20 protein-coding genes and 1 pseudogene are annotated in these 22,550 nt (G+C 69.9%); 16 read left to right on the top strand and 5 right to left on the bottom strand.

Features of this window, described 5'->3' with window-relative positions; genetic code table 11:
- Positions 1-943 precede the first annotated feature (943 nt).
- From ACWD35_RS23510 to ACWD35_RS23500, 3 genes are all read left to right on the top strand, one after another.
- Positions 944-2,137, top strand: a complete 1,194-nt coding sequence (locus tag ACWD35_RS23510) for a cytochrome P450 (RefSeq protein ID WP_451353251.1) — start codon at positions 944-946, stop codon at positions 2,135-2,137.
- Positions 2,138-2,222: 85 nt separating this feature from the next.
- Positions 2,223-3,524 (top strand): MFS transporter, encoded by a 1,302-nt coding sequence (locus ACWD35_RS23505; RefSeq protein WP_451353250.1) that lies wholly within the window; start codon positions 2,223-2,225, stop codon positions 3,522-3,524.
- Between the two features lie 578 nt (positions 3,525-4,102).
- Entirely contained in the window at positions 4,103-4,810 is a 708-nt protein-coding gene (locus tag ACWD35_RS23500) for an HAD family hydrolase (protein ID WP_451353249.1), read from the top strand.
- Between the two features lie 64 nt (positions 4,811-4,874).
- On the opposite strand, the gene ACWD35_RS23495 is transcribed toward ACWD35_RS23500, so the two are convergent.
- Together ACWD35_RS23495 and ACWD35_RS23490 are read right to left on the bottom strand one after the other, a co-directional pair.
- Positions 4,875-5,225, bottom strand: coding sequence for a hypothetical protein (locus ACWD35_RS23495; protein WP_451353248.1), 351 nt, complete (start codon positions 5,223-5,225; stop codon positions 4,875-4,877).
- A 310-nt stretch (positions 5,226-5,535) separates the two neighbouring features.
- Positions 5,536-6,873, bottom strand: coding sequence for a hypothetical protein (locus tag ACWD35_RS23490; RefSeq protein ID WP_451353247.1), 1,338 nt, complete (start codon positions 6,871-6,873; stop codon positions 5,536-5,538).
- Between the two features lie 175 nt (positions 6,874-7,048).
- Between ACWD35_RS23490 and ACWD35_RS23485 the strand changes: the two are divergent.
- Positions 7,049-7,391: pseudogene (locus tag ACWD35_RS23485) on the top strand (transposase); the annotation flags it as partial.
- 159 nt (positions 7,392-7,550) lie between these two features.
- Positions 7,551-8,456: a TolB family protein gene (locus ACWD35_RS23480; RefSeq protein WP_451353246.1), complete on the top strand. Its 906-nt coding sequence runs from the start codon at positions 7,551-7,553 to the stop codon at positions 8,454-8,456.
- A gap of 48 nt (positions 8,457-8,504) precedes the next feature.
- On the opposite strand, the gene ACWD35_RS23475 is transcribed toward ACWD35_RS23480, so the two are convergent.
- A complete protein-coding gene (locus ACWD35_RS23475; RefSeq protein WP_451353245.1) occupies positions 8,505-9,068 on the bottom strand; it encodes a hypothetical protein in 564 nt (187 codons plus the stop codon).
- Positions 9,069-9,622: 554 nt separating this feature from the next.
- Between ACWD35_RS23475 and ACWD35_RS23470 the strand changes: the two genes are divergently transcribed.
- The 4 genes from ACWD35_RS23470 (at position 9,623) to ACWD35_RS23455 (ending at position 13,100) form a co-directional block, all read left to right on the top strand.
- Positions 9,623-10,051, top strand: coding sequence for a hypothetical protein (locus tag ACWD35_RS23470; protein WP_451353244.1), 429 nt, complete (start codon positions 9,623-9,625; stop codon positions 10,049-10,051).
- 160 nt (positions 10,052-10,211) lie between these two features.
- Complete coding sequence (locus tag ACWD35_RS23465) at positions 10,212-10,886, top strand: hypothetical protein (RefSeq protein WP_451353243.1); 675 nt, start codon at positions 10,212-10,214, stop codon at positions 10,884-10,886.
- Positions 10,870-11,697 carry a hypothetical protein gene (locus ACWD35_RS23460; RefSeq protein ID WP_451353242.1) on the top strand — a complete coding sequence of 276 codons (828 nt, stop codon included), beginning with the start codon at positions 10,870-10,872 and terminating at the stop codon, positions 11,695-11,697. Before ACWD35_RS23465 ends, ACWD35_RS23460 begins: the two co-directional genes overlap by 17 nt.
- Positions 11,694-13,100, top strand: coding sequence for a hypothetical protein (locus ACWD35_RS23455; RefSeq protein ID WP_451353241.1), 1,407 nt, complete (start codon positions 11,694-11,696; stop codon positions 13,098-13,100). The genes ACWD35_RS23460 and ACWD35_RS23455 overlap by 4 nt, the downstream gene beginning before the upstream one ends.
- Before the next feature lie 252 nt (positions 13,101-13,352).
- On the opposite strand, the gene ACWD35_RS23450 is transcribed toward ACWD35_RS23455, so the two are convergent.
- Entirely contained in the window at positions 13,353-13,574 is a 222-nt protein-coding gene (locus ACWD35_RS23450; protein ID WP_451353240.1) for a hypothetical protein, read from the bottom strand.
- Between the two features lie 373 nt (positions 13,575-13,947).
- Positions 13,948-14,526, bottom strand: coding sequence for a TetR/AcrR family transcriptional regulator (locus ACWD35_RS23445; RefSeq protein WP_451353239.1), 579 nt, complete (start codon positions 14,524-14,526; stop codon positions 13,948-13,950).
- 284 nt (positions 14,527-14,810) lie between these two features.
- Here ACWD35_RS23445 and ACWD35_RS23440 point away from each other — a divergent pair, with 284 nt between their 5' ends.
- The 7 genes from ACWD35_RS23440 to ACWD35_RS23410 all read left to right on the top strand — a co-directional run bounded on the left by ACWD35_RS23440 (position 14,811) and on the right by ACWD35_RS23410 (position 22,436).
- The gene (locus ACWD35_RS23440) at positions 14,811-15,398 is read left to right on the top strand and encodes a (2Fe-2S)-binding protein (RefSeq protein WP_451353238.1); all 588 of its coding nucleotides are present in this window, start codon (positions 14,811-14,813) and stop codon (positions 15,396-15,398) included.
- Positions 15,395-16,387, top strand: coding sequence for an FAD binding domain-containing protein (locus ACWD35_RS23435; protein ID WP_451353237.1), 993 nt, complete (start codon positions 15,395-15,397; stop codon positions 16,385-16,387). The genes ACWD35_RS23440 and ACWD35_RS23435 overlap by 4 nt, the downstream gene beginning before the upstream one ends.
- On the top strand, positions 16,384-18,522 hold the full coding sequence (locus ACWD35_RS23430) for a xanthine dehydrogenase family protein molybdopterin-binding subunit (RefSeq protein ID WP_451353236.1): 2,139 nt from the start codon (positions 16,384-16,386) through the stop codon (positions 18,520-18,522). The genes ACWD35_RS23435 and ACWD35_RS23430 overlap by 4 nt, the downstream gene beginning before the upstream one ends.
- Entirely contained in the window at positions 18,515-19,657 is a 1,143-nt protein-coding gene (locus tag ACWD35_RS23425; RefSeq protein WP_451353235.1) for an XdhC family protein, read from the top strand. Before ACWD35_RS23430 ends, ACWD35_RS23425 begins: the two co-directional genes overlap by 8 nt.
- A 332-nt stretch (positions 19,658-19,989) precedes the next feature.
- Positions 19,990-21,507 carry an MFS transporter gene (locus ACWD35_RS23420; RefSeq protein WP_451353234.1) on the top strand — a complete coding sequence of 506 codons (1,518 nt, stop codon included), beginning with the start codon at positions 19,990-19,992 and terminating at the stop codon, positions 21,505-21,507.
- Between the two features lie 342 nt (positions 21,508-21,849).
- Entirely contained in the window at positions 21,850-22,020 is a 171-nt protein-coding gene (locus ACWD35_RS23415; RefSeq protein ID WP_451353233.1) for a hypothetical protein, read from the top strand.
- Between the two features lie 182 nt (positions 22,021-22,202).
- Entirely contained in the window at positions 22,203-22,436 is a 234-nt protein-coding gene (locus ACWD35_RS23410) for a 3-oxoacyl-[acyl-carrier-protein] synthase III C-terminal domain-containing protein (protein ID WP_451353232.1), read from the top strand.
- Positions 22,437-22,550 lie beyond the last annotated feature (114 nt).

Here is a 22,550-nt window from a genome sequence, read left to right as displayed (position 1 = left end):
GCAGTGACGCTGGTGCTCACACGGGAGTCGTGGGGGCGTGATCAGCGAGCAGTCCGCTGCGGGGATTGTCGAATACGGCCTTGCGCGGGCCGAACACCCCGTCGGCAGCCCGTCACAGTCCCGGCCCGCTTGCTGAACACGGGCCGCTCCACGGGGATCCCCGACCTGGTCGGCAGACTCTCTTCCGGCGCCCCGAAGCATCACAGTCCCCCAGGGGGACAAGACGTCGGCCATTAAGAAAGGATCTTGCACAGCGGGTTCTCCTTCCCCTTCCGCTTGCGCGTTGCTGACCTGGTTTGCGTGCCTTGGGTGCGGTACGGCAGTCAAGCGAAGCGGTCCCGAGGGAGGCAAGCGTGTGCGACGGGCACGCGCGAGGCGTCGGTTCCCACCCCATGCCCTCCGTACGCGCCCCCCGTGAACCGCGCACACGGGTGCGGCGTCGGCCGGAACGGTGGAGTCCGCAGCGAGTAGGCGTGCCCACCCACCGAGGGCCGGCCGGTCCGCAGGCAGTCGGTGCACCCCAACCGGCATCGGGAGCACCGTCGCGCGTGACTCGCTCGCCGTGTCCGGGCGGGACGGGGATCGCCTTCGAGCGGGTTGGGAGAGCCCTCGGTAGCGTCCTCAAGGCTCCGGGCTACCGAATTTCACAGGCTCACAATCTCGCTCCTTGTGCATGTGACTGCCCGCTTCGTTCCTCTCGACGGCGCTGCGCGAGCCTGGTGTTCTTGGGGCGCGGCCGAAAACCGCTGACCTGATCGCTCATGCAGCGGAACAGGTCAACGCGCCCATCTCGCCCCTGCACCGGTACGCCAGTTCGACGGCACTGCCACCGACGGACTCACCACCGTGCTGCTGCACGCCGGCGCAGGCTCGGTGCACCTGGCATCCCATCGGACGGCGCTCATGGAGGTGCCGTTCGATTCCACACGAATTGCGGAGCATGATGAGTAACCTGATCGAATTTCCCGCCGACATCGCTCAGCACGCGGACCCCTATGGGTTCATGGGCGATCTGAGGGAACTGGCGCCCGTGGTACCCGTGCTGTGGCGCGGTACCCTCCAGACCTGGCTGGTAACGCGTTACGACGACTGCTGTGAAGCCCTCGCCAACCCCGTACTCAGCCACGAGACGCGCTTCGTGCAGACCGAACTGTCGGCACACTTCGGCAGCGATGTTGCCCCGTTTCTCAAACTGGAGAGCAACGATCCGCCGGAACACACACGTCTACGTCGGGCTGTCTCCAAGTTCTTCGCGGCCCGCTGCACCAAGGGCCTAGCACCGGCCGTCGAGCGGATCGTCACCGACCGGATCGACAGCATCGATGAGGATGAGGTCGACCTGATCGGCATCCTGGAGAAGCCACCGTTGTTCGTGCTCGGTGATCTGTTCGGCGTGCCCGTGGAGGACCGCGGAGAGCTGTACGGACTGACAGCGTCCTTCTTCCAGCCCTTCGACGATCCCGAATCAGGACATGCTGCGGCCGGCGCGGCCCGCCGGATGGCCGACTACCTGTCGGAGTTGGCCGATCGCTACCGGCGGGAACCGGCTGACAACCTGTTCAGCACCATGGTGAACGACACCGACGTCATGGCTCGGTTGTCCTCGGGCGAACTCGCCGAAATCTGTACGGAGCTGATAACGGCGGGAATCCATGGCGCGATTTCCATGATCGGGAACGGCGTGCTGGCACTGCTGCGCAATCCTGACCAGATGGCGGTGTTGCGCCGTCGCCCCGAACTGCTTCCGTCCGCGATAGACGAGCTCATCCGCTACGACGGCTCCCTGTTGGAGAAGTACAAGTTCACCAAGGAAGCCGTCGACATCGCCGGCACCAGCATACCGGCCGGACGGGTCGTACTACTGTGCCTCGGAAGCGCCAACCGCGATCCAAGGAAATTCGATCACCCTGACCGGCTGGATGTCGAACGAGGCGAGGTCAGCCATCTTGGATTCGGGTACGGAATCCACCACTGTCTGGGTTACCGGATGGGCAAACTCATCGGTGAAGTCGTATTCCGCACTCTGCTCGACCGCTACTCGGAAATCACACTGCAGGAGTCTTCGCGGCAGCTTCGCCACAGCAGGACCACGCTGCGCCGCCTTGCGGAACTGCCGGTGAGGCTGCAGCGTCGATAATCCGCGGTCGGCGACGAACAGAAAAGCCCCTGGATGAAAGCGTCTTATCGGAGGACGGGGGAGGATCATGGGCCGCAGTGGACTCATGAGTGGTCGACGCAAGGAGATCGACACTGCGGCCACTCTGGTCAGAGACCGCCCGACCTGGCTGTTCTACGGCCAATTCGCGGTTTGGGGATATTTCGGGTACGGATTCGGTCCGGCAGTGCCGATGATCCGCGACGAATTTCACCTCAATCGAGCCGTCGCCGGGTTGCATGGAAGCGCCATGGCAATCGGCACACTCGCCAGCGGTGCCGCGTTGCCATACCTGGTCCGGCGCCTCGGACGGGGGCGTACATTGTGGCTGGCATTCGCCGGCATCGCCGTTTCCGTCATCGTGCTGAGTCTGGCACCCAATCTCGTCGGCACGTTGTCAGGTGCGGCGTTGGCGGCTTTGTCGGGCTCGACCCTGAGCGGGTGTGTCATCGCCTTCCTCGCCGACCACCACGGCAAGGCCGGCCCGGCAGCGATCAGCGAGGCGATGGCGGCGAACGTCGGCATGGGACTGCTCGCGCCGCTCATGCTCGCCGCCGTCGGATGGCGGGCGGGCCTTGGCGTCACCGCCGCACTGGTGGTCGTGGTCGCCGTGCTGGCGAAGGCCGGGGGAGGGGCACGCACCCCTGCGACGCCTGTGACGTCTCAGGGCGCGCGCACTCACGGGAGGCTGCCCAAGCAGTACTGGTTGGCCTGGTCGGTGATCGTCCTGTGCATCAGCACCGAAGTGTGCTTGTCGCTGTGGATGTCCGATGAGTTGCGCGTGCAGACCGGTATGTCGGCAAGCTCTGCGGCAGCCGCTGCGTCAGCGTTGTTCGGCGGGATTCTCGTGGGCCGAGTGATCGGTGGTCGGATGGCCGGCCGGTACGGCCGCAGGCGACTCCTGCTCGCCGTCATGGCCGTAGCCGCTGTGGGCTTCGTGGTTTTCTGGGCCCCGAGCGTTTCCTGGTTGGCGGTGAGCGGGCTGGGAATGACCGGCCTCGGTATCGCACTCCAGTACCCGCTGGCCGTAGACCTGGCGGTTGAGGCTTCGGCCGGCCGTCCCGACCTCGCCGCCGCCCGGACGCAATACGCCTTTGGGCTCTCTTTCGGTATCGCGCCCCTGGCCCTCGGCGCAATCGCCGAAAGAATCGGCATGCATCACGCCTTCCTCCTGGTACCGACGCTCTTGGCGGCGGCAGCGAGCGGCGTAGTGCTACTGGGAACTACGGGCAGGACCACAGCGCTTGGGGCGCAGGGGCATACACGTGAGGCTGACACCGCCGCTTCGGCTTCCCCTCCTTCGTCTCGGCGGCCTTCCGTCATCAGGAAGGCCGCAGGACCTGACGTGGAATCTGATGAAGCCCACTGACAGCGGATCCCGGCAGAAACGCATGAGGCAGCGCAGCGGAGGCGGTCATGAGGGGCCATCGATCACGGCTGGCGCCGCCCACTCCGGCCTCTTCACCCGCCCGCCTCCTCCTCGCCACCGCCACCCGCGCCACCGCCACCCGCGCCGGCTCACATCGGCTGCGGCCCCACCGCAGCCGCCGGCCTCGGCCTCGCCGGACCGCGGGTGACTGCACGTACCGCCGCCGACCGCTCCCGGCGGCCCGTCGCACGGCCTGCACCGTGCCGGCCGCACGGCCCCGACCACCGGCCCGGCCCAGTGTGCACACCGGGCTTCCGGACCCCGGCCGCACCCTTGCGGGTTGTCACGACCGGCAGTCGGACCGACGCCGCGGCCACGTGCGTGGCTCGCACCCACCAACCGCACAACGCCGGTGTACCACGCGCTGTCGGCACGCGCGCGTAATCCGCGCAGGAGTGGCGACCTGATGGCACGCCATCACCACGGCTGACACCCAGCGCTCCTTCTACCGGCGCGGCACTACTGGACCCGCTCACTGCGACCTGTGCCGGCGACCGTACACCAGACTCCGACAGGGCATGACCATGACATTGCGTGAACGAATCCATCTGATCTGGGACTGGAACGGGACGCTGCTCCAGGATCAGCAAGCCAGGCTTGAGGCATGCAACGAATCCCTCGCCGCCGCAGGCCTGCCCGCCATCGACATGGACACCTACCGGCGAACCTACCGCGTTCCCGTACCCGACTTCTACGCCATCCTGATGGGGCGTCGGCTTACCGCAGTGGAATGGCAACTCCTCGACGGCGTGTACCAGGAGAGCTACGCCCGCCATCTGCCGCACTACCGCCGCCTGATGCCCGGCGCACGTCGGGCCCTGCTCAACTGGCAAACCGCAGGCGGCACCCAGAGCCTGCTGAGCCTGCACACCCACGACCTCCTCCTCGCCGAGATCACCGCTCTCGGCGTCGGCAGCTTCTTCCGTTCAGCCGAAGGCCGCCTCGGCCCCACCGGCGGAACCAAGGCATGCGCCATGCGACGGCACCTCCAGCGCCTCGGCGTCGAACCGGCGAACGTCATCGCGATCGGCGACACCCTCGACGACGCGCAAGCCGCTCAATCCTGCGGACTTGCCGGTGTCATCCTGTTCACCGGAGGCTCACAGCATTCCGAGAACCTGAAAGCCGCAGGCGTTCCGCTGGCCGGCACACTGCCCGAGGCTGTCAGCATGGCCCTGGAACTCCGAGCCACCAACAGCGCGAGCGAGCCGCACACCGCGACCTAAGCGTTCGATGAGGTGTCCGCAGCCGGCGCGTGAGTCTGTCAAATGAACTCCGAGACAACCCCACTCAAGTTGACGACGCTGTCGATTGCCTCTCTCGGCTGTCTCTGAGCGCGTCCCATGCCGTCGGCACATCGGCGGGGTCGAGCTCGCTCCAGAATCGGTGAGCCACGATCTTCCCGACGAGTTCGGCTGCCCGCGCCCGCAGCCGGGCGACCTTGGCGGCGTCGTCTGGTGCGGCCAAGCCCTGGGACGAGCGGCGGGGCGAGCGCCACAGGGCGTTTTCCAGGGACCCCCGGGTGTTCCTTGGTTCGACTGGCCCTGGAGGACCGCCGAAGAAGTTCTTCAGGGCGTCGTGGACCTCATCCAGTTCCGTCTGGGTATCGATGAGATCTTGGGGGTATTTGTACGAGATCACCCCTCGAACAGTTGTGCATGGTTGCCGTAGATCAACAGTACGTCCGCCCTCTTGGGTCATCCTTCGTGACCTCTCCTGCTGTCGACCGTCACGGCCACCACATCGATGCAGGCGGCAACCGTGCCTATTGGCAACCCTGCCCCGACGGGGAGCCCTTATGCATCCGTTCGGCTCTGCCCCTTCTCCGCTGGTCGTGTCCTGGTGCGGATGTGGATGTTTTGTGGATCATGTAGAGATGCAAGATCCTTTTGATGTTGCGGAGTCCTTACCTGGACGGAAGATCGGGGCGGCGCCGCCTGGTGACCGGATGTCAGATGAGGAGCGTCGACTCGGCCAGGAGTGCGGCGACCTGGGGGTGGCGCTGATGGGGCCGCAACTGCTCGCGAAGCGTGTGGAGATGGCGGGTGGCGCGGGCAGAGTGGAGGGTGGGGTAGGCGGTGAGGAATGTCCCCCAGTGGGGGAGGGCTTGATCGAGGTGACCGAGACGGAGGTGGGTTTCGGCGAGGTACGCCCGGGTCAGGACTGTGGCGCGATGTTCGGCTGGTGTGCGCAGACGCAGGGAAGTGGCGAGGGCGCGGATGGCGCCTGCGGGGTCGCCGAGGGCTGTGAGGGTCCGGGCGCGCTGGTAGTGCAGGGCACCGGGCGGGTAGGCGGTGAAGGGGCCGGGTGCCGCGTCGGCCCGGGAGAATAAGGATTCTGCCCGAGCCAGGGCGGCCAGGGCGGCATAGCGGTCGTAGTGGGCTTGTACTACCGCGAGATGGGCTTGGGCGTAGGCCTGGACGGCGGGCGCGGCGCGGCGGGCATGGGCAGCGGCCTGCTCGGCAAGGTTGAGAACTGCCGTGCTGTGGTGGCCGAGGTCGTAGGCGTGGGTGGCCATGGCACGCAGGATGATGGCGAATGTTGCGGAATCGCCGGCATCGGCGGCCAGCTGGGCCGCGACCTGGTGGTAGTGCTGCGCGGTGCGGTCGTGCCCGCTGTCGGCGCACATCGTGGCGAGCAGCAGGGTCAGCTGAGCGGCGGCGGACAGCAGATCTCGGTGCAAGGGTTCGCGTACGCGCGTATACAGCAGAGGGATCACGTGGTGAGCCAGCCAGGCGGCCAGCGCAGAGCGCACAGGCTGCCCGCCGTATTTCTCGGCCGCGCTGTGGAACAGGTCGGTCATACCGCGTATGCGCTCGGCTTCGGACGGTCCGAGAGACGGCGTCGCGGGGCTGGCTTCCGGCTGGCGCGGAGGGCGACGAGTGGGCGTGATCTGGTCTGGGAGGGTCAAGGCGGCCAGACTGAAGACGCGGGCGTCGAACGGCATCGGATGGGTGGGGTCGAGTTCGGCACGGGTGAGCCGGGTGAGTTTGTAGACCGGTTCGGCCTGCCAGGAGAGGGCCACAACACCAACGGGGGCGTCGGTGAGACCGGCCTCCTGTGCCGTGATGGGCCTGCCCAACTGGCGGGAGAGACATTCCAGCAGCAGCGCCGGGGCGGGTGGTCTGGGCCGCATGCCCTCCAGCCAGCGCCGCACCGTGGTGTGGTCGTATGACACCGCTAGGCCCTGCTCGCCGGCGACCGCGCGCAGCGCGCGGGCGAGCTGGGTGGGACTCCAGTCGGCTGACCGCAAGAGCGTCTGCAGACGGGTGTTAGGTGTTCGCGGCATATGCCTCACCCCCATGGCGGCAACACCACTGGACCACCACCACACTGGCAGCCATCGCCCCCGCGCGTCTGCCGCGCCGGATCCCTGGGCGCGGTGGTGCTCTAAGGGGGGATACCCCTGGCGCACATGTTGCTAACAGCTCTCGCTTGTTGTGATCTTGCTGCATGCTGTCCGCGTGTCAAGCGAGTTGGTCGAGCGGATGGTGCCGGACGGGTTGTGGGAGCTGATTCAGCGGGTGGTGCCGCTGGCTCCGGTTCGACCGCAGGGTGGCGGTCGCAGACGGGACGGCGACCGGCAGTCCCGGCGGCAATCGTGTTCGTCGCCACGTCAGGCGGTACGTGGAATCAACTTCCGCCGGGCTTTGGCCCGTCGGGCGTGACGCCTCTGACCGGACCGAATCCGACCGACCGTGCCAAAAGCGGATCGAAATCCGCCTCATCGTCGATCGCCGTGGCCTGCCCACGCAGCCCGGCGGGCAGCTGCTGCATGCCGTTGGCGAACGTCGTGTTACGCCCCTGTGACACCGAACGAACCGTTCCAAGATTGCGGCGTGACAGGCTCTGCTTGCGAACAGAGCGGCAGGCTGCCGTGTGGCCCTCACGGCCCCGGGGGAAGGCGGACCGGCTCTGGCGTTGATGGACCGGACCACCTGTCGACGTCCCTGGGGGGAATCACTCATGACCACGCGTACCCGTACCACCGCTGCCGCGATCGCCGTGGCCGCAGCCGTGACCGGCACCGCCCTGCTGGGCACCTCCGGTGCCGCCTCGGCCGCGACCAGCGCCTCGCACGGCACCCTGACCATCAGCAACGGCACCAAGTACGTACTCATCAACGGCCACAAGGTCAACTTCGGGGTACCCGTCCGGGACCTCGCCTGGTCCCCGAGCGGCACCAAGGCCGCCTTCGTCGACGGCTCCGGCAACCTGGACATCGCCAACCCCGACGGCAGCGGCCGTGTCGTCGTCGCCAAGAACCCCGGCGACCAGAACTGGTCCCACCCCACGTGGCAGGTGACCGCGAAGGACACGCAGACCGGCATTCCCGCCAAGGACAACCTCATCTTCGCGGCGCGCGCCAACGGCGTGTCCCGGCTGAAGTACGTCTCCGCCAAGGCCGTCCACGGCACGCCCAAGCTGCTGCCCCTGTCGGCCGAGATCGACTCGCCGGCGCTGCCGCAGACCGGCAACGTCTGGCCGAACGCCGCGGGCCACTACGGCACCTCGGTCTACGCCAACACCACCACCGGCGACGTCTACATCCGTGACGACTACCTCCGCCAGCAGGGCGGCAAGCTGACCAAGGGTTCCCAGCCGGCGCTGTCGCCCAACGAGGACGAGATCGTCTTCGTCCGCTCGGTCGCCGGCCACGACCACCTCTTCGTCGAGAACTTCGACAACGGCACCCACATCAAGGACCTCACCCCGCAGGCCACCACCGACTACACCGAGCCGGCCTGGTCCCCCGACGGCAAGACCCTCGCGGCGCGCACCCCCGCCGGTACGGTGACCCTGCCCTCCAACGGCACGGGCCACCCGACGAAGGTCACGACGACGGTGGGCCTGGCGGCGTACCGGCCCTGACGCCGGCCGGCAGGGTGGGCCGAGCGAGTCCGCGCAGCGCGGTGCACGTCACCGCGGCGTGCGGGCAAGCTCGGCCCGCAGTTCTTCCAGGTGCGCGTCGGCCGTGTCGTGCGGCAGGAACTCGATGACGTCGAGGAACCGGAACAGCACCTGGCTGCTGGTGATGGCGTACTCGTACTCCGCGAACCCCACCACCGCGCCCATGGAGCCCCGGGCGGCACCCCGCACCACATGCGAGGTCAGCTCGTCCGGCCGTTCCGCCGAGAGTCCGCGCCGGGCGTTGGGCCGGGCCAGGTACGGGCACACCATCGAGGCGTACAGCATGCACGCGCGGTGCCCGGGGCCCTCCAGAGTCGGCGCGAGATTGCGATACGGTCGCCCGGCCGCCAGGGCCTCTCCGATCGCCGCGCTCTCCGCGGCCCCCACCACACGCCACACCGGTCCTTGCGGCATGCCCTGGTTGCACACCGAACACAACCGCTTTGCCGCGCACTGGGCGCTGCGCTCGTAATCGGTCAGCGCGAACTGCGGCCCATCCTCCTCCCACGGAGTGATCGCCGGCACCGGATACCCCCGTACGTCCCTTGGCCGCGCCGCAACCCCGGCCGGCATGGGAACACTCTCAAATCGCACACCCCATCCCTATCAGTCACCGCCCGGCAACACCACCACGGGTGCCGCAGTGAGCGGCAGGCCGGGTGGTGGGTTCCCCCTCGCTGTCGAACCTCTTCACGGTGACGGCGACTTGGCTGCCCGGGGGCGGGGGCGGGGGCAGCTCGGTCACCCGGGAGCGGTGGGGCGCCGTGCTGTACGACAGCCGGTACACACCGTCCGTGGAAGAACGAGCCGGACGGTGCGTTGTCCCAGCACCGGCCGGTGCGGCCGAGTGACAGCCGGACGCGACCCCCGCGCCGGCTGAGCCATCGCGGACCGGTGCGCCGGACCTGGTACGCCGAAGCAGTGAACCGCTGCCGCGCTCGCCGGTCCCACGGGCCGGCGGAGGTATCGATGAGTCGCAGTCAGCGACGAGGCGCTGACCGTCCCGGCCGGCGCGGGCAAGGAGTCCCACCGTCGCCTACGAGCCCGAGCCCGGCCTGGAGACCAAGGACTTCGAGCTGTCACCCGGTGGGCTCAGCCCCTCGCAGCGGCGCAAGGCGATCTGCTCGATGGAGCAGTACCTCGCCGACCGGCGCGACCACATGCTCGGATACCAGGTCACCCAGGACATGAACGGCTATCCCACGGACCTGTGCCGGTTCATGGAAAACCACGTCAACAACATCGGCGACCCGTTCCAGAGCGGCGGCTACAAGCCCAACTCCAAGGTCGCGGAACGAGCTGTGCTCGACTACTACGCGGCGCTGTGGAACGCCAAGTGGCCGCACAACTCCCAGGACCCGGAGTCCTACTGGGGCTACATGCTCTCGACGGGCTCCACCGAGGGCAACACTCAAGGCACCCGCGGACAAGGCGAACATGTTCCGGCCGGTGGCGTTCTACTCCGAGGACACCCACTACTCGGAAAGACAGTAGTCGCTGCCATTCATAAGATTTTCTGGTCTTTCGGGTCGGACTGTGCTTGGCCTTCCGTATAGTCCCGGAGTGCGTTGGACGGGCACCGGGGGGCATGCGATGGCATTACGTCAAAAGTGGCCGGGAACGGCCGCGTTGAAATGCAGACATCGGACCGTCACCTGCCTCGGCATACTGATGGGCTGCCTCGCGTGCCTCGCCGCGTGTGGCGGTGGGGGCGGTGTGTCGGCGGCACCGCAGGACACCGGCTCGCCGACGGCGCCACCGGCGAGCGTCATCACCAGCGACACGGCGGCGGCCACCGGGACATCGACGGTCGAGCGGACGACGGCACCGGAGCCGACCGTCACTCACACGGACACCGGCGCCGCCCCTACGCACGTGTCGTCGTCGGGCGTACCGCGTGGCCGGTGGACCGGCACCGCGCATGTCAGCGTGGACTTCGCCGATCCCGGCTGTGCAGCCGATGCACGGTCGTACGACCTTCCGGCGACGCTGATCATCGATGATCCCGTCGGCACCGAGCGCAATGCCTTTCACCTCTCGTGGGCCAGCGACAGCCAGACCGCCGAAGGGGCCTTCGGCGTGACCTCCGCGCTCAGCGGAACCGACACCACCGACGGTCGTGGGGTGGAGATCGAGTACTGGTCGCTGTCGGACGACGGCCACGGCAGCTTCTCCGGGCGGCTCACCGATTCCGCCGCTGCCCAGGGCGCCTCGCTCAACCTGCTCTTCGTGCCCAAGCCGCTGTTCCAGTGCAGCGGTTACACGAACTTTCCCTATGGGATGGCGGTGGGTACGACCTTACGGGGGACCGTGACCGACAGCTCGGCGTCCCTGGTCCTCAACGGTAACTCCCCCGACGGGACCAGGAGCTTCCGTGTCGAATGGTCCTAGCGGAGTGCCGCTCCTGTATGTCTGGGCCGACACGATCGCCGCGGCAGCCGCCCCGGACGAGATCGACTTCGCCGGCCACACCGCCCGGGTGTACGCGCGGGGCGGCCGTGGGCGCCGCACGCTGCTTCGTCAGGCCCCGCCGGTCCCGGCAGGCACCGGGGGAGAACTGGCCGCCGCGGTGCTGCCTGCGCTCTGGGAAGCGCTGGCGGCCTCGTACACGCTACTGAAGGCGTTTTTGGGCTCGTCCGTACTGGCGAACGCCATCTCCGGGTCCGCGCTGCTGCTCGCCCTGCGGGACCGCCCTGACGACGGCACACGCGCGGCCACCGATCCCGGCGGGGAGCCCGACGGCGTTGCCGGCCCGCAACCCGATCACGTTTCCGCGCCCACCCCGGCGCCGGATCGCGTCTCCGGTCCGGCCGGGCCGACCCTGGCGACGGCTGAGATGGACGAGGCTCGCTCCCTCGCCGTTCTGGCCGGTGCCGTGGCGGAGGTCTCGCGTTGTCTGCAGGCCCGCGGTGTGCAGGGACCGCAGGCCGACCGTACGGCCGCCGAAGCCGTCGCCGCCCTGCACACCGGCCGTGACGAGGGAGCCATCACCTTCCTCGCGCTGCTGGCGGGCACACAGTCACCCGACGCCGACGCCGACGCCGACGCCGACGCCGACGCCGACGCCGACGCCGACGCCGACGCCGACGCCGACGCCGACGCCGACGCCGACGCCGACGGCTCGGCAACTGTGCCCCGTGCCTGGAACGCTCTGCGCCGCATGGCCGCCCGGCTGGCACGGTCCCCAGGGCGGTCCGCATGAGACGTCGCGCCGAAGAAGGTGCGGCACCCCCGACGCCGCCGCCCCCATGGCTGTGGCTGCTGCTGGGCAACTACTGCTGGCAGCTGCCCTCCGCAGTGTCCTGGTGGCGCGCGCAGATACGGGACCTGTGGACGGCCCACGGAAACTACAGCGCGGAGATCGTCGCGAGCCCGGGCTTCGCGGCACTGCGGGTGACGACGGTCAGCCAGGTCATGCCCTCGCTCGTGCTCGTCGCCGGTCTGGTCACCGTGGTGATCCCGCACGTCCGGGGCTGGTACACGGAGTGGCGTTACCGCCTCACCGATCCGGCCGTCCTCGACGGCCGCGCGGTGGGCGGCACCGAGCAGGGACTGCCCGCTCTGCTGCATTTCGCGCAGGCCTACGCGCCGGGAACCACCGTCAAGGTCGCGATGTGGGCGAAGAGCCCGCCTGCCCGGGTCTACGCGGCCGGCTGGCGCCGGCGGCGAATCGCCGTCTCGCTGGGGTTCCTCGCGCTGTGGCGGCGCAGCCCAGAGCGGGCCCGTGCGCTGCTGGTCCACGAGGTGGGTCACCTCGACTGCGGCGAGCACCTCATCGCCGGCCTGGGCAGCCCGTTCACCCGGGCGATCCAGGTCTGGCCGCTGGTGTTCCTGGTGTCCGGGATCGCTCCGCTGGTCTGGCTGGGGGTACGGCATGAGCCGACCGCGTCCCTCATGTGGTCCCAGGCCGTCGTCGTCCTCTCGAAGGCGACGGTCGTACTGGTGCCCGTACTGGCGCTGTGGTGCGCGGAGTTGGCGGCCGACCGGCGCGCGGTCGCCGTGAGTGGGCAACGTGCCGTGGCGGAGGCCTTGGAGGAACTGCGTTCAGGCGGACGCACGCGGGGATTCGTCGACGTCGCCCATCCGCCCATGAGACTGCGTCGATGGTGCGTCGGGCGGGCCGACAAGCCTGTGGTGTCCGTACTTCTGACCGTGGCCGGGCCCTTCGCCCTGTTGGCGTACGCCCTCGTGGCGACCTGCCTCGCCGCCGGGGCTCTGGTCCTGTTGGGGCACCCGCCGTCCGCCGCGGTCGCGAGCAGTGTGGAGCTGGCGCACCGGAACCTGCTCACCGCGCCCCTTTGGTCGGGCATCGTCGCCGTGATTCTGGTGTGGCCGGCCCTGGCGGGCCTGTGGCTCCGGCTGTGGCGCGGCCCGGCCGGGACCGCCCTCGCGCACGAGACCGCCCTCGCACCCGAGGCCGGTCCGGGCGCCTCGGCCACGCCCCGGGTGTACGGCATGCGCCCCTGGCCGGTGCGGGCGACCAGCCTGGTGCTGCCCGCCCTTGTCCTGGCCTTTGCCCTGCTGCCCCCCCCCAGCGGCGCCATCGACCGCGATCCGGTCCTCCGGCCGTCCACCAACACCGCATACGGCACTTTGAGTCCATGACATGCCCCGGGCGTTCCAGGCCGGGACGGGGAGATCCGCTGCGCCTACGAGCGCTGCCATTGGGTGACCCTCGTACGTCGCCGTCGTCGCGCGGTGTGCCGCCGCTGAGGCGCGGCAGGCTGCCCGGACCGATCGACGACGCGCTGGGCGAACTCGGCCTGGAACGCCGGGTGGTGGGCACCGTCGGCACCTTCCCCGCCTTGCTGTTCGTGCTGCGCGGTCCACGGGGACCATGCCCCGTCCGGAAAGTCGTCACGCCGACGGGCCGCCACGGCGAGTGCGAGCCGGGTCCCGCCACAGCCGCCGACCCCGGTGAGGGTCGGCAGCCTGCCCCGGCCGAGCTACGTCTGCACCTCGGCTGTCTCGTGTCTGCGGGCCGGGATCCGCGCCGGTGTCACGGCGGAGCGCTTCCCGTAGCTGCTCGTAGGCTGCTGGCGCGTTACGGCGGCACCCGGCGTCGGCCAGGAGCCGCATCAGCGCCAGTGGCCGGGCTTATGCAGAAGGTCCGCGGCGATCGGGACCCGCGGCACGTCGATCGCCTCGGCCTTACCAGTAGCGCGACAACATCGCCCGGGCTTCGTGTGGAGGCCAGTGGACGCCGCACGGCGGGCAGCACCTGGTGCAGGTTGTTGGAGGCGGCCGTCCGGTCGAGGGCCGGCCACAGCGGGTCGAAGAGATGTTCCCGGCGCAGCCGGTGGCCCGGCGTCAGGCACAGCAGCTTCAGCAGGCTTCTGGCCTTGCGTAGCCGTGTCAACGACGGACGACGATGATGCGGTCGTGATCCGCGCTCGCGATTGCGTCGGACGCGGACCGCCCTCGATGCCGCTCGCTGTCGGCAGTGCGGCGCTCACCTGCCGGGCGCCCCCGTGCGCAGGCCGTCCATGACGAGGTCGAGGAGCCGGGTGGCGCGTGGCTGCCAGTCGTCGCGCGGGTCGAGCTGCCAGAGGCCTGCGATGGCGAGGAAGAAGTCGTCCGCGGTGACTCCGGGGCGGATGGTGCCGGCTTCCTCGTTGGCGCGGAGCAGGAGTTCCGCGGCGGAGGTCATGGGCGTGTGGGACGGCTTTGCCGGGCCGCCCGGTGCGCTGGTGGCCTGCCGGATCGCGTCGGCAAGGCCCATCTTGGTCATGGCGAACTCGGAGAGCCGGTCCATCCAGGCACGCAGGGCCCGTTCGGGGGACTGGGTCTGGAGCAGGTGGGCCGCGCTGTCGGCGACCTGCAGCATCTCGTGGCGGTAGATCTCGAGGACGAGTGATTCGCGGTTGGGGAAGTTGCGGTAGAACGTGCCCTGCCCGACACCGGCCTTCTTGGCGATCGAGCTCAGCGGGGCGTCCGCGCAGCGTGACAGCTCGGCGAGTGCCACTTCCAGGATGCGCTCGCGGTTGTGCTGCGCGTCCGAGCGCCGGGGGGAGTCCTTCTGCTGCGGCACTCGTCCTCCTCGAGGGTTCGTGACTGAACCCCGCCCTTGCTAACCGGACAGCTGTCCGTTACGTTTTCAGGTAGCGGACAGCTGTCCGGTTACGTCCACCATAGCTGTGGACGCTGCCCTGCGGCAGTCGTCAGCCGATACCTTTCGGCCCCAGCATCCCCCAGCATTCCGCACCTTCGCTTCGCCCCCGCGGCACAGGCCCGCACAAGGCAGTTTCCCCGCCGCCCGGTACTCCGGCCGCGGGGCCCCTCCCGTCTGTCCTGGAAATGCGAAAGAAGCAGCTCATGGCCTCAACGACGTCGACGTCCAGTGTCATCACCTTGAAGATCAATGGCGAGGAGTACACACTGCCCGTCGATCACCGCACCACCCTGCTCGACGCACTGCGCGAGCGGCTCGATCTGACCGGCACCAAAAAGGGCTGTGACCAGGGACAATGCGGTGCCTGTACCGTCCTGCTGGACGGGCGCCGGGCCGTCGCCTGCCTGCAGCTGGCCGTGGCGGCCGAGGGCCGCGAGATCACCACCATCGAAGGAGTGGCCGACGGGGAGCGGTTGCACCCCGTGCAGCAGGCCTTCCTCGATCTGGACGGTTTCCAGTGCGGCTACTGCACGCCGGGACAGATCTGTTCGGCGATCGGGCTGATCGAGGAACACGCGGCGGGCTGGCCGAGCGCCGTCACCGGCGACATCCGCCCCGAAGTGGGACCGCCACCCCTGACTGCCGAGGAGATCCGGGAACGGATGAGCGGCAATCTGTGCCGCTGCGGCGCGTACGTCTCGATCGTCGAGGCGGTGGCCCGCGCGGCCGAAGTCCGAACGAACGAGGGCCGCATGAGCGCGCAAGCAGGTGCGAAGGAGACTGTGGCATGAGGGAGTTCGGCTATCAGCGGGCGACCGACGTCGCCGGCGCCGTCGTGCTGCACGGTGCCGATCCGGACACGCGCTTCCTCGGCGGCGGCACCAACCTCGTCGACCTGATGAAGACCGGCGTCGAGCGGCCCACCCGGCTCATCGACGTCCGCGAACTCCCGCTGGACGAGATCGAGTCGACGCCGCAGGGCGGCCTGCGCATCGGAGCGACCGTCACCAACGGCGACCTGGCCGCCCACCCCGAGGTCCGGCGCCGCTACCCCGCGCTGGCGCAGGCGGTGCTGGCCGGCGCGTCCGGGCAACTGCGCAACATGGCCACGGTCGGCGGGAACCTGCTGCAGCGCACACGCTGCGGCTACTTCACCGACGTCACCAAGCCGTGCAACAAGCGTGTCCCCGGCAGCGGTTGCCCCGCGATCGAGGGCGAGCACCACAACCACGCGATCCTGGGCACGTCCGACCACTGCGTCGCCGTACACCCCTCGGACATGGCCGTGGCCCTCACCGCCTTCGACGCCGTCGTTCACTTCGAAACGGCGGACGGGACGGGGGAGTTGCCGCTCGCCGATCTCTACCTGCCCGTCGGCGACACCCCGAACCGCGAGACCGCCCTGCCGCCGGGGGCGCTGATCACCGGTATCACGCTGCCGCCCGCGCCCGTTGCCGCCAACTCGCGCTACCGCAAGGTGCGCGAGCGCGCCTCGTACGCCTTCGCCATAGGCTCTCTCGCTGCCGCGCTCGACGTCCGTGACGGCGTCGTCCGCGACGCGCGCCTCGCCCTCGGCGCGGTCGCCTCCCGTCCGTGGCGGGCCATGGCCGCCGAACGTGTCCTGACCGGTGCGCCGGCCACCCCCGAGACCTACGCCGCCGCGGCGGACGCCGAACTGACGGCGGCACGCCCGCTGCCGCACAACGCATACAAGGTGGACCTCATGCGCAACCTTGTGGTGGCCGTCCTGTCCGAACTCGCCGAGGAGGCCGCCCGATGACCACCGTCACCACCGGAACACCCGCACAGGCGCCCTCCGTCGGCACCGCACACACCCGCGTGGAGGGCCGGGACAAGGTCACCGGAGCGGCGCGCTACGCGGGAGAAGTGCCGTTCGCGGGACTCGCGTACGGCTGGTTGGTGCTGTCCACGGTGGCCCGCGGCCGCATCCGTGCCCTCGACACCGACCCTGTCCTCGCCATGCCGGGCGTGCTGGCTGTGTTGGACCACCGCAAGGCCCCACGCGTCGACACCGACTACACCGGCCTGCTGGGCACGCGGCCGGACCCGACCTGCGCGGTCTTCCAGCACGACCGGGTGCCGCACCTGGGCTGGCCGGTGGCGCTGGTCGTGGCCGAGACCTCCGAGCAGGCCCGGGAGGCCGCTGAGGCGCTCGTGGTCCACTACGAGCAGGAGCCCCACGACGTCGACTTCACGGGCGAGCACCCGGATGCCTACCCGGTGGACGGGCACATGCCCGGTGTGACCGAGAAGGGCGACCTCGATGCCGAACTGGCCGCCGCGGCCGTCGTCGTGGACGCCGAGTACACCACGCCAGAAGAGCACCACAACCCGATGGAACCGCATGCGGCGACCGCCCGCTGGGACGACGGCCGCCTCGAGGTGATCGACTCCAACCAGGGCGCCACCTGGGTCGTCGGCGAACTCGCCAACCTCTTCTCGCTCGACCCGGCCTCGGTGCGCGTACGCTCCGAACACGTCGGCGGCGGCTTCGGCAGCAAGGGCGTCCGCGCCCACCAGGTGGCCGCCGTGATGGCCGCGACCGTCCTGCAACGGCCCGTGCGGGTCGTCCTGACCCGCCGACAGATGTTCTCGCTGGCCGGCTACCGCAGCCCCACCACGCAGCGCGTCAGGCTCGGCGCCGACGCCGACGGACGGCTGCGCGCACTCGAGCACCGTGCGTTCAGCCTCACGTCCACCGTGCACGAGTTCGTCGAACCGAGCGCCGGGGTGGCCCGGGTGATGTACGACGCCGACGCCCACCACACCGCCAACCGCGTCGTACGACGCGACGTACCGACCCCGACGTGGATGCGCGCCCCGGGTGAGGCACCGGGGTCCTTCGCGCTGGAAGCGGCGCTCGACGAACTCGCCGAGAAGTGCGGGATCGACCCGATCGAGCTGCGCCTGCGCAACGAACCCGACAAGGGCCCGGTGTCCGGCCTGCCGTTCACCGGCCGCCATCTGGCCGCCTGCTTCCGGGAGGGTGCCCACAGGTTCGGCTGGGCGGACCGGGACCCGCGCCCCGGGCTGCGCCGGGACGGTCGCTGGCTGCTCGGGACCGGCACGGCGGCGGCCTCCTTCCCCGCGGGCGCCGCACCGTCCACCGCGACCGCGACCGCGCACCCGGACGGCACTTTCACCGTCCGGATCTCCGCGGCCGACATCGGCACCGGGGCCCGTACCGCACTCACCCTGGTCGCCGCGGACGCACTTCAAGTGCCCGTGGAGTACGTGCGCGTGCGCATCGGGGACAGCGACTTCGGCCCGGCGATGATCGCCGGCGGCTCCATGGGCACCCGGTCCTGGTCCTGGGCCGTCAGGGCCGCGGCCGGCGAACTCCGCGACAGGCTGACCCTCGGTACCGACATCCCGCCGGAGGGCATCACGGTACGGTCCGACACCACCGCGGCCATCGGCGCCCTCGCCCCTGCCGAACGCCACTCCTTCGGCGCCCAGTTCGCCGAGGTGGCCGTCGACGTCACCACCGGCGAGGTCCGCGTCCGGCGCATGCTCGGCATCTTCGCGGCGGGCCAGATCGTCAATCCGCTCACCGCACGCAACCAGCTCCAGGGCGGCATGATCTGGGGCATTTCCATGGCCCTGCACGAGGAGGCCGTCCGCGACCGCGCCTCGGGTGGCCACGTCGGCGCCGACCTCGCGGGCTACCACGTGGCGACGCACGCCGACGTACCCCGCATCGAGGCCGACTGGATCGAGGACACAGACCCCGACGACCCGGTCGGCATCAAGGGAATCGGCGAGATCGGCATCGTCGGTGCCGCAGCCGCCATCGCCAACGCGGTCTGGCACGCGACCGGCGTACGCCACCGCAGCCTGCCCATCCGACCGGACCGCGTCCTGTCGGCCCCCGCGGAGGCGCCGGATGCTTGACCTGTCCGAGGAGCTGAACCACTGGATCGAGGAGGGCCGGGAGTTCGCCGTCGCCACCGTGGTGGCCGTCGACGGCAGCGCGCCGCGCGGTCCCGGCGCCGCCGTCGCCGTCGACAGCGCGGGCACCGTCATCGGCTCGGTCTCCGGTGGCTGCGTGGAGGGCGCGGTGTACGACCTGTGCCTGCAGGCGCTCGAAACTCGGCAGAGTGTCCTCGAGCGGTTCGGCTACAGCGACGAGGACGCCTTCGCCGTGGGACTGACCTGCGGCGGGACGATCGACGTGCTGATTACACCGGTGGGTTTGCAAGCGCGCGCCCGCGCGGTCCTCGGGCCGGCTCTGTCGGCCGCTGCCCGGGGCGAACCGGCAGCCCTCGCCCGGGTCGCCCGCGGCCCGGCCGAACTCCTCGGCCGCGCTCTGCTGGTCCGGCCCGACGGCACGTACGAGGGCGGCCTCGGCTTCCACCCGGACCTGGACCGGACGGCGGCGGCCGAGGCCCGGGCCCTGCTGGAGGCGGGGCGCACCGGCACGGTGGACCTCTCGGCGGACGGCACGCACTGCCCCGGTGGTCTCACCCTGCTGATCGAGTCGAACGTGGCGCCCCCTCGCATGATCGTCTTCGGCGCGGTCGACTTCGCGTCGGCGCTGGCGCTGGCCGGCAAGTTCCTCGGCTACCACGTGACCGTCTGCGATGCCCGCCCGGTCTTCGCCACGCGGGCCCGCTACCCCGACGCCGACGAGGTCGTGGTCGACTGGCCGCATCGCTACCTGCGGGGCACCGAGACCGACGCCCGTACCGTCCTGTGCGTGCTCACCCACGACGCGAAGTTCGACGTACCTCTGCTGAAGGCGGCCCTCCGCATGCCGGTGGCGTTCGTCGGCGCGATGGGCTCGCGCCGCACCCACGAGGACCGCAATCGGCGTCTGCGGTCGGAGGGCGTGACCGAACGGGAACTGGCCCGGCTGCGCTCGCCGATCGGCCTGGACCTCGGCGCCCGAACGCCCGAGGAGACCGCCCTGTCGATCGTGGCGGAGATCGTCGCGACCAGACGCGGCGGGACGGGCGTCCCCCTGACCGGCTCGAGGACGCCGATCCACCACGACAGCGGCGAACACGAAGGGCCGGCAGCTGCCTGAAGGAGCAGGACATTCAGCAACCGATGCGTCACTGCTCGTAGACAGCTACGGACGGCCCGGCTTGATGCCCTGCGGCAGCAGCGGTTCAAACCGGGCCCGCTTACTGTGGCAGGCGGCGGTCCCGATCCCGCCGCCGATGCTTCACCCCCTTTGAGGTCCGGCGGCGCAGACGCCTGCAATACCCAGACGTGTACAGGCGGGACGCGTGATGCCTCGGGCAGCAGTCCGGCTGGCCTTCCTTCGGGGAGGTTCAGGGCGCAGGCTGTGATGTGTGCCAGTGCCCCGCCGGGAACTTGATCCGTCCGGGTGCGGCCCTGGTGAGAGGAGCACACGTGGCGGCGTCGACGCCAGCGGCAGGCGGTCGGGACCCGGGCACTCAGGAGGCCGGATACGAGCCGGATCCGCACCGGTGGCGGGCCCTGTGGGTCACCCTGGTGGCCGGCTTCATGAGCCTGCTCGACGTGACGATCGTCGCGGTCGCCCTGCCCACCGTCCAGCGCGATCTACACGCTTCCCCCACACAGGTGCAGTGGGTGGTCTCCGGATACGCCCTCACCTTCGCCCTCGCCCTTGTCACCGCCGGCCGCCTCGGCGACGCCATGGACCGTCGCCGTATCTTCCTGTTGGCTCTCAGCCTCTTCGTGATCTTCAGCGCGGCCTGCGGCGCGGCCCCCGACATCACGCTGCTGGTGGTGGCCCGCCTGGCCCAGGGCCTGGCGGCAGGCTTCATGGCGCCCCAGAACTCCGCGCTCATCCAGCAGCTGTTCCGTGGTGCCGAGCGTGGCCGCGCCTTCGGCTTCTTCGGCGCCACCGTCGGCATCTCCTCCGCCGTCGGCCCCCTCACCGGCGGCGCCATCATCGCCCTCGCCTCCGGAGCCCAGGGCTGGCGCTGGATCTTCTACGTCAACGTCCCCATCGGCATCCTCGCCGTCCTCCTCGGCCGCCGCCTGCTGCCCCACACCCGGCGGTCCGGGCGGGGACACATGGACCTGTCCGGCGTCCTGCTCCTCGGGTTCGGCGTGCTCGCGCTCATGTACCCGTTGGTCCAGGCGGCCTCCGGCGGCCTCGGCCACCTGTGGTGGCTGTTCCTCGTCGGCGGCGCAGTCCTCGCCGTCTTCACCCAGTGGCAGCGGCACCTCGCCGCTCGCGGCGTCCAGCCGCTGCTCGACCCGCGTCTGTTCACCACCGTTCGCGGATATGCCGTCGGAGTCGGCGTCGGCACGCTGTACTTCATCGGCTTCAGCGGCCTCTGGCTGGTCTTCGCCCTCTTCTACCAGCACGGTCTCGGCTTCTCCCCGCTCCGCTCCGGCCTCGCCGTGACCCCTTTCGCCCTCGGCTCGGCGGGCGCAGCCGTGGTTTCCGGCCGGCTGGTGGACAGGCTCGGCCGCCTGCTCACCGTGTGCGGCCTCACGGGCGTGATCGTCGGTTTGGGTGTCACCGCGCTGCTGCTCTGCTTCGCGCCCCTCCACGTCGTTCCCTGGGCCGCCGCCCCGGTCCTGTTCCTCGGTGGCATCGGTGGAGGCTTTGTGGTGTCGCCCAACATCACCATGACCCTGCGTGACGTGCCCGTACGCATGGCGGGCGCGGCGGGTGGCGCCCTGCAGACCGGCCAGCGGCTCGGCGCCGCGGTGGGTACCGCCGCCCTCCCCGGCCTCTTCTACCTGGTGCTCGGTAAGGGCGACGACTACCGCGGCGCAGTCGTCACTGCGCTGGGCGCCGCCCTCGTCGGCATGGCGGCGTCCCTGGCCCTCGCGACGTTCGACTGGAGGCGCGACCGGCGGATACGCCGACCGCACCGGAAGTGTCCGGACGAGGTCGCCAACCAGCCGGTGCACGCCCGGCAGACCTGACCCATCCTCCCGCGCCCGATCACCGTCGGCGGGTCCGGCGTGCCAGACCCTCCGGCGGACGGGCGCCGGTGCTGCCGTTTCGCCCCTACAGCGGCGCTACGGACGGCGGTGAGACCAGCCCACCACCGGTACCTGACCTCCGGCTGCTCTTGAGGAGACCGTCTCAAGCATTTGGCCCCCGCGTGGCCCGCCGCCCCGGGACCGGCGGGCCAGCGCCTCAAGGCGCCGACACGGGGTGAACGGAACCTACGCTGCCGCCGGCCAAAACGGAAGACCCTTTTCTCATTGACCCTCAACCTGCACAGACGCACCCTGAATCCCACGCACCAAAGGGAGCACAGGATGAGCCGAGCCACCGACACACACCGCATCGTCGAGTACTGGACGGACAAGGGCACCCACGTGATCTTTCCAGTCGAAAGGAACGAAGAAGTCGACCGCATGAGCGACACGCAGCTGATCTCGAAGTACGGGAACCCCGAAGACGGGGCAGCCGCGCGCATCGTCCGGTAGGCCACTCCAACGCCGGCCACAAGGGCACACGAGTGGCCTGCTGTTCTGGCGCGCACATGCCGAACTCGGCTTGTGTGCCGACATTTCTTCGTCCAGTCAGCCTCGATCTCCGAGTGCATGGTGGTCCAGCCCCGTAGTCGCCACATGGTGGCCACCTCCGAACAGGCTGTCGCGGCGACCGGGTGCACCACGCCACCACGGACATCGACTACCTGGTGCCGCACCAGACGAACGTCCGGATCACCGACTTCGTCGCCCGCCGGCTCGGCCTCATCGACAGCAGCCAACTGCACAACGTCGAATCCGTCGGCACCACCGGCGCCGCCGCCATCCCGCTCCTGCTCGCGCAGGACGCCGCCGCGGGGTACCCGAAACGCGGCCAGTGCCCGGTGCTGCCGCATTCGGTGCTGGACTGACCTGTGGCGCCGCGCCGACAGGCTGGACATCAGGCCTGTGTCGGTGGCTGTGCTACTGCCGCAGAGCCCAAGTTCGGCTTGATGTGGTCGAGTTAAGCCATGCCGACTCTTGTC

The sequence above is a fragment of the Streptomyces sp. NPDC002671 genome, from assembly GCF_053592475.1.
This window is presented reverse-complemented; position numbering and strand designations above follow the sequence as displayed.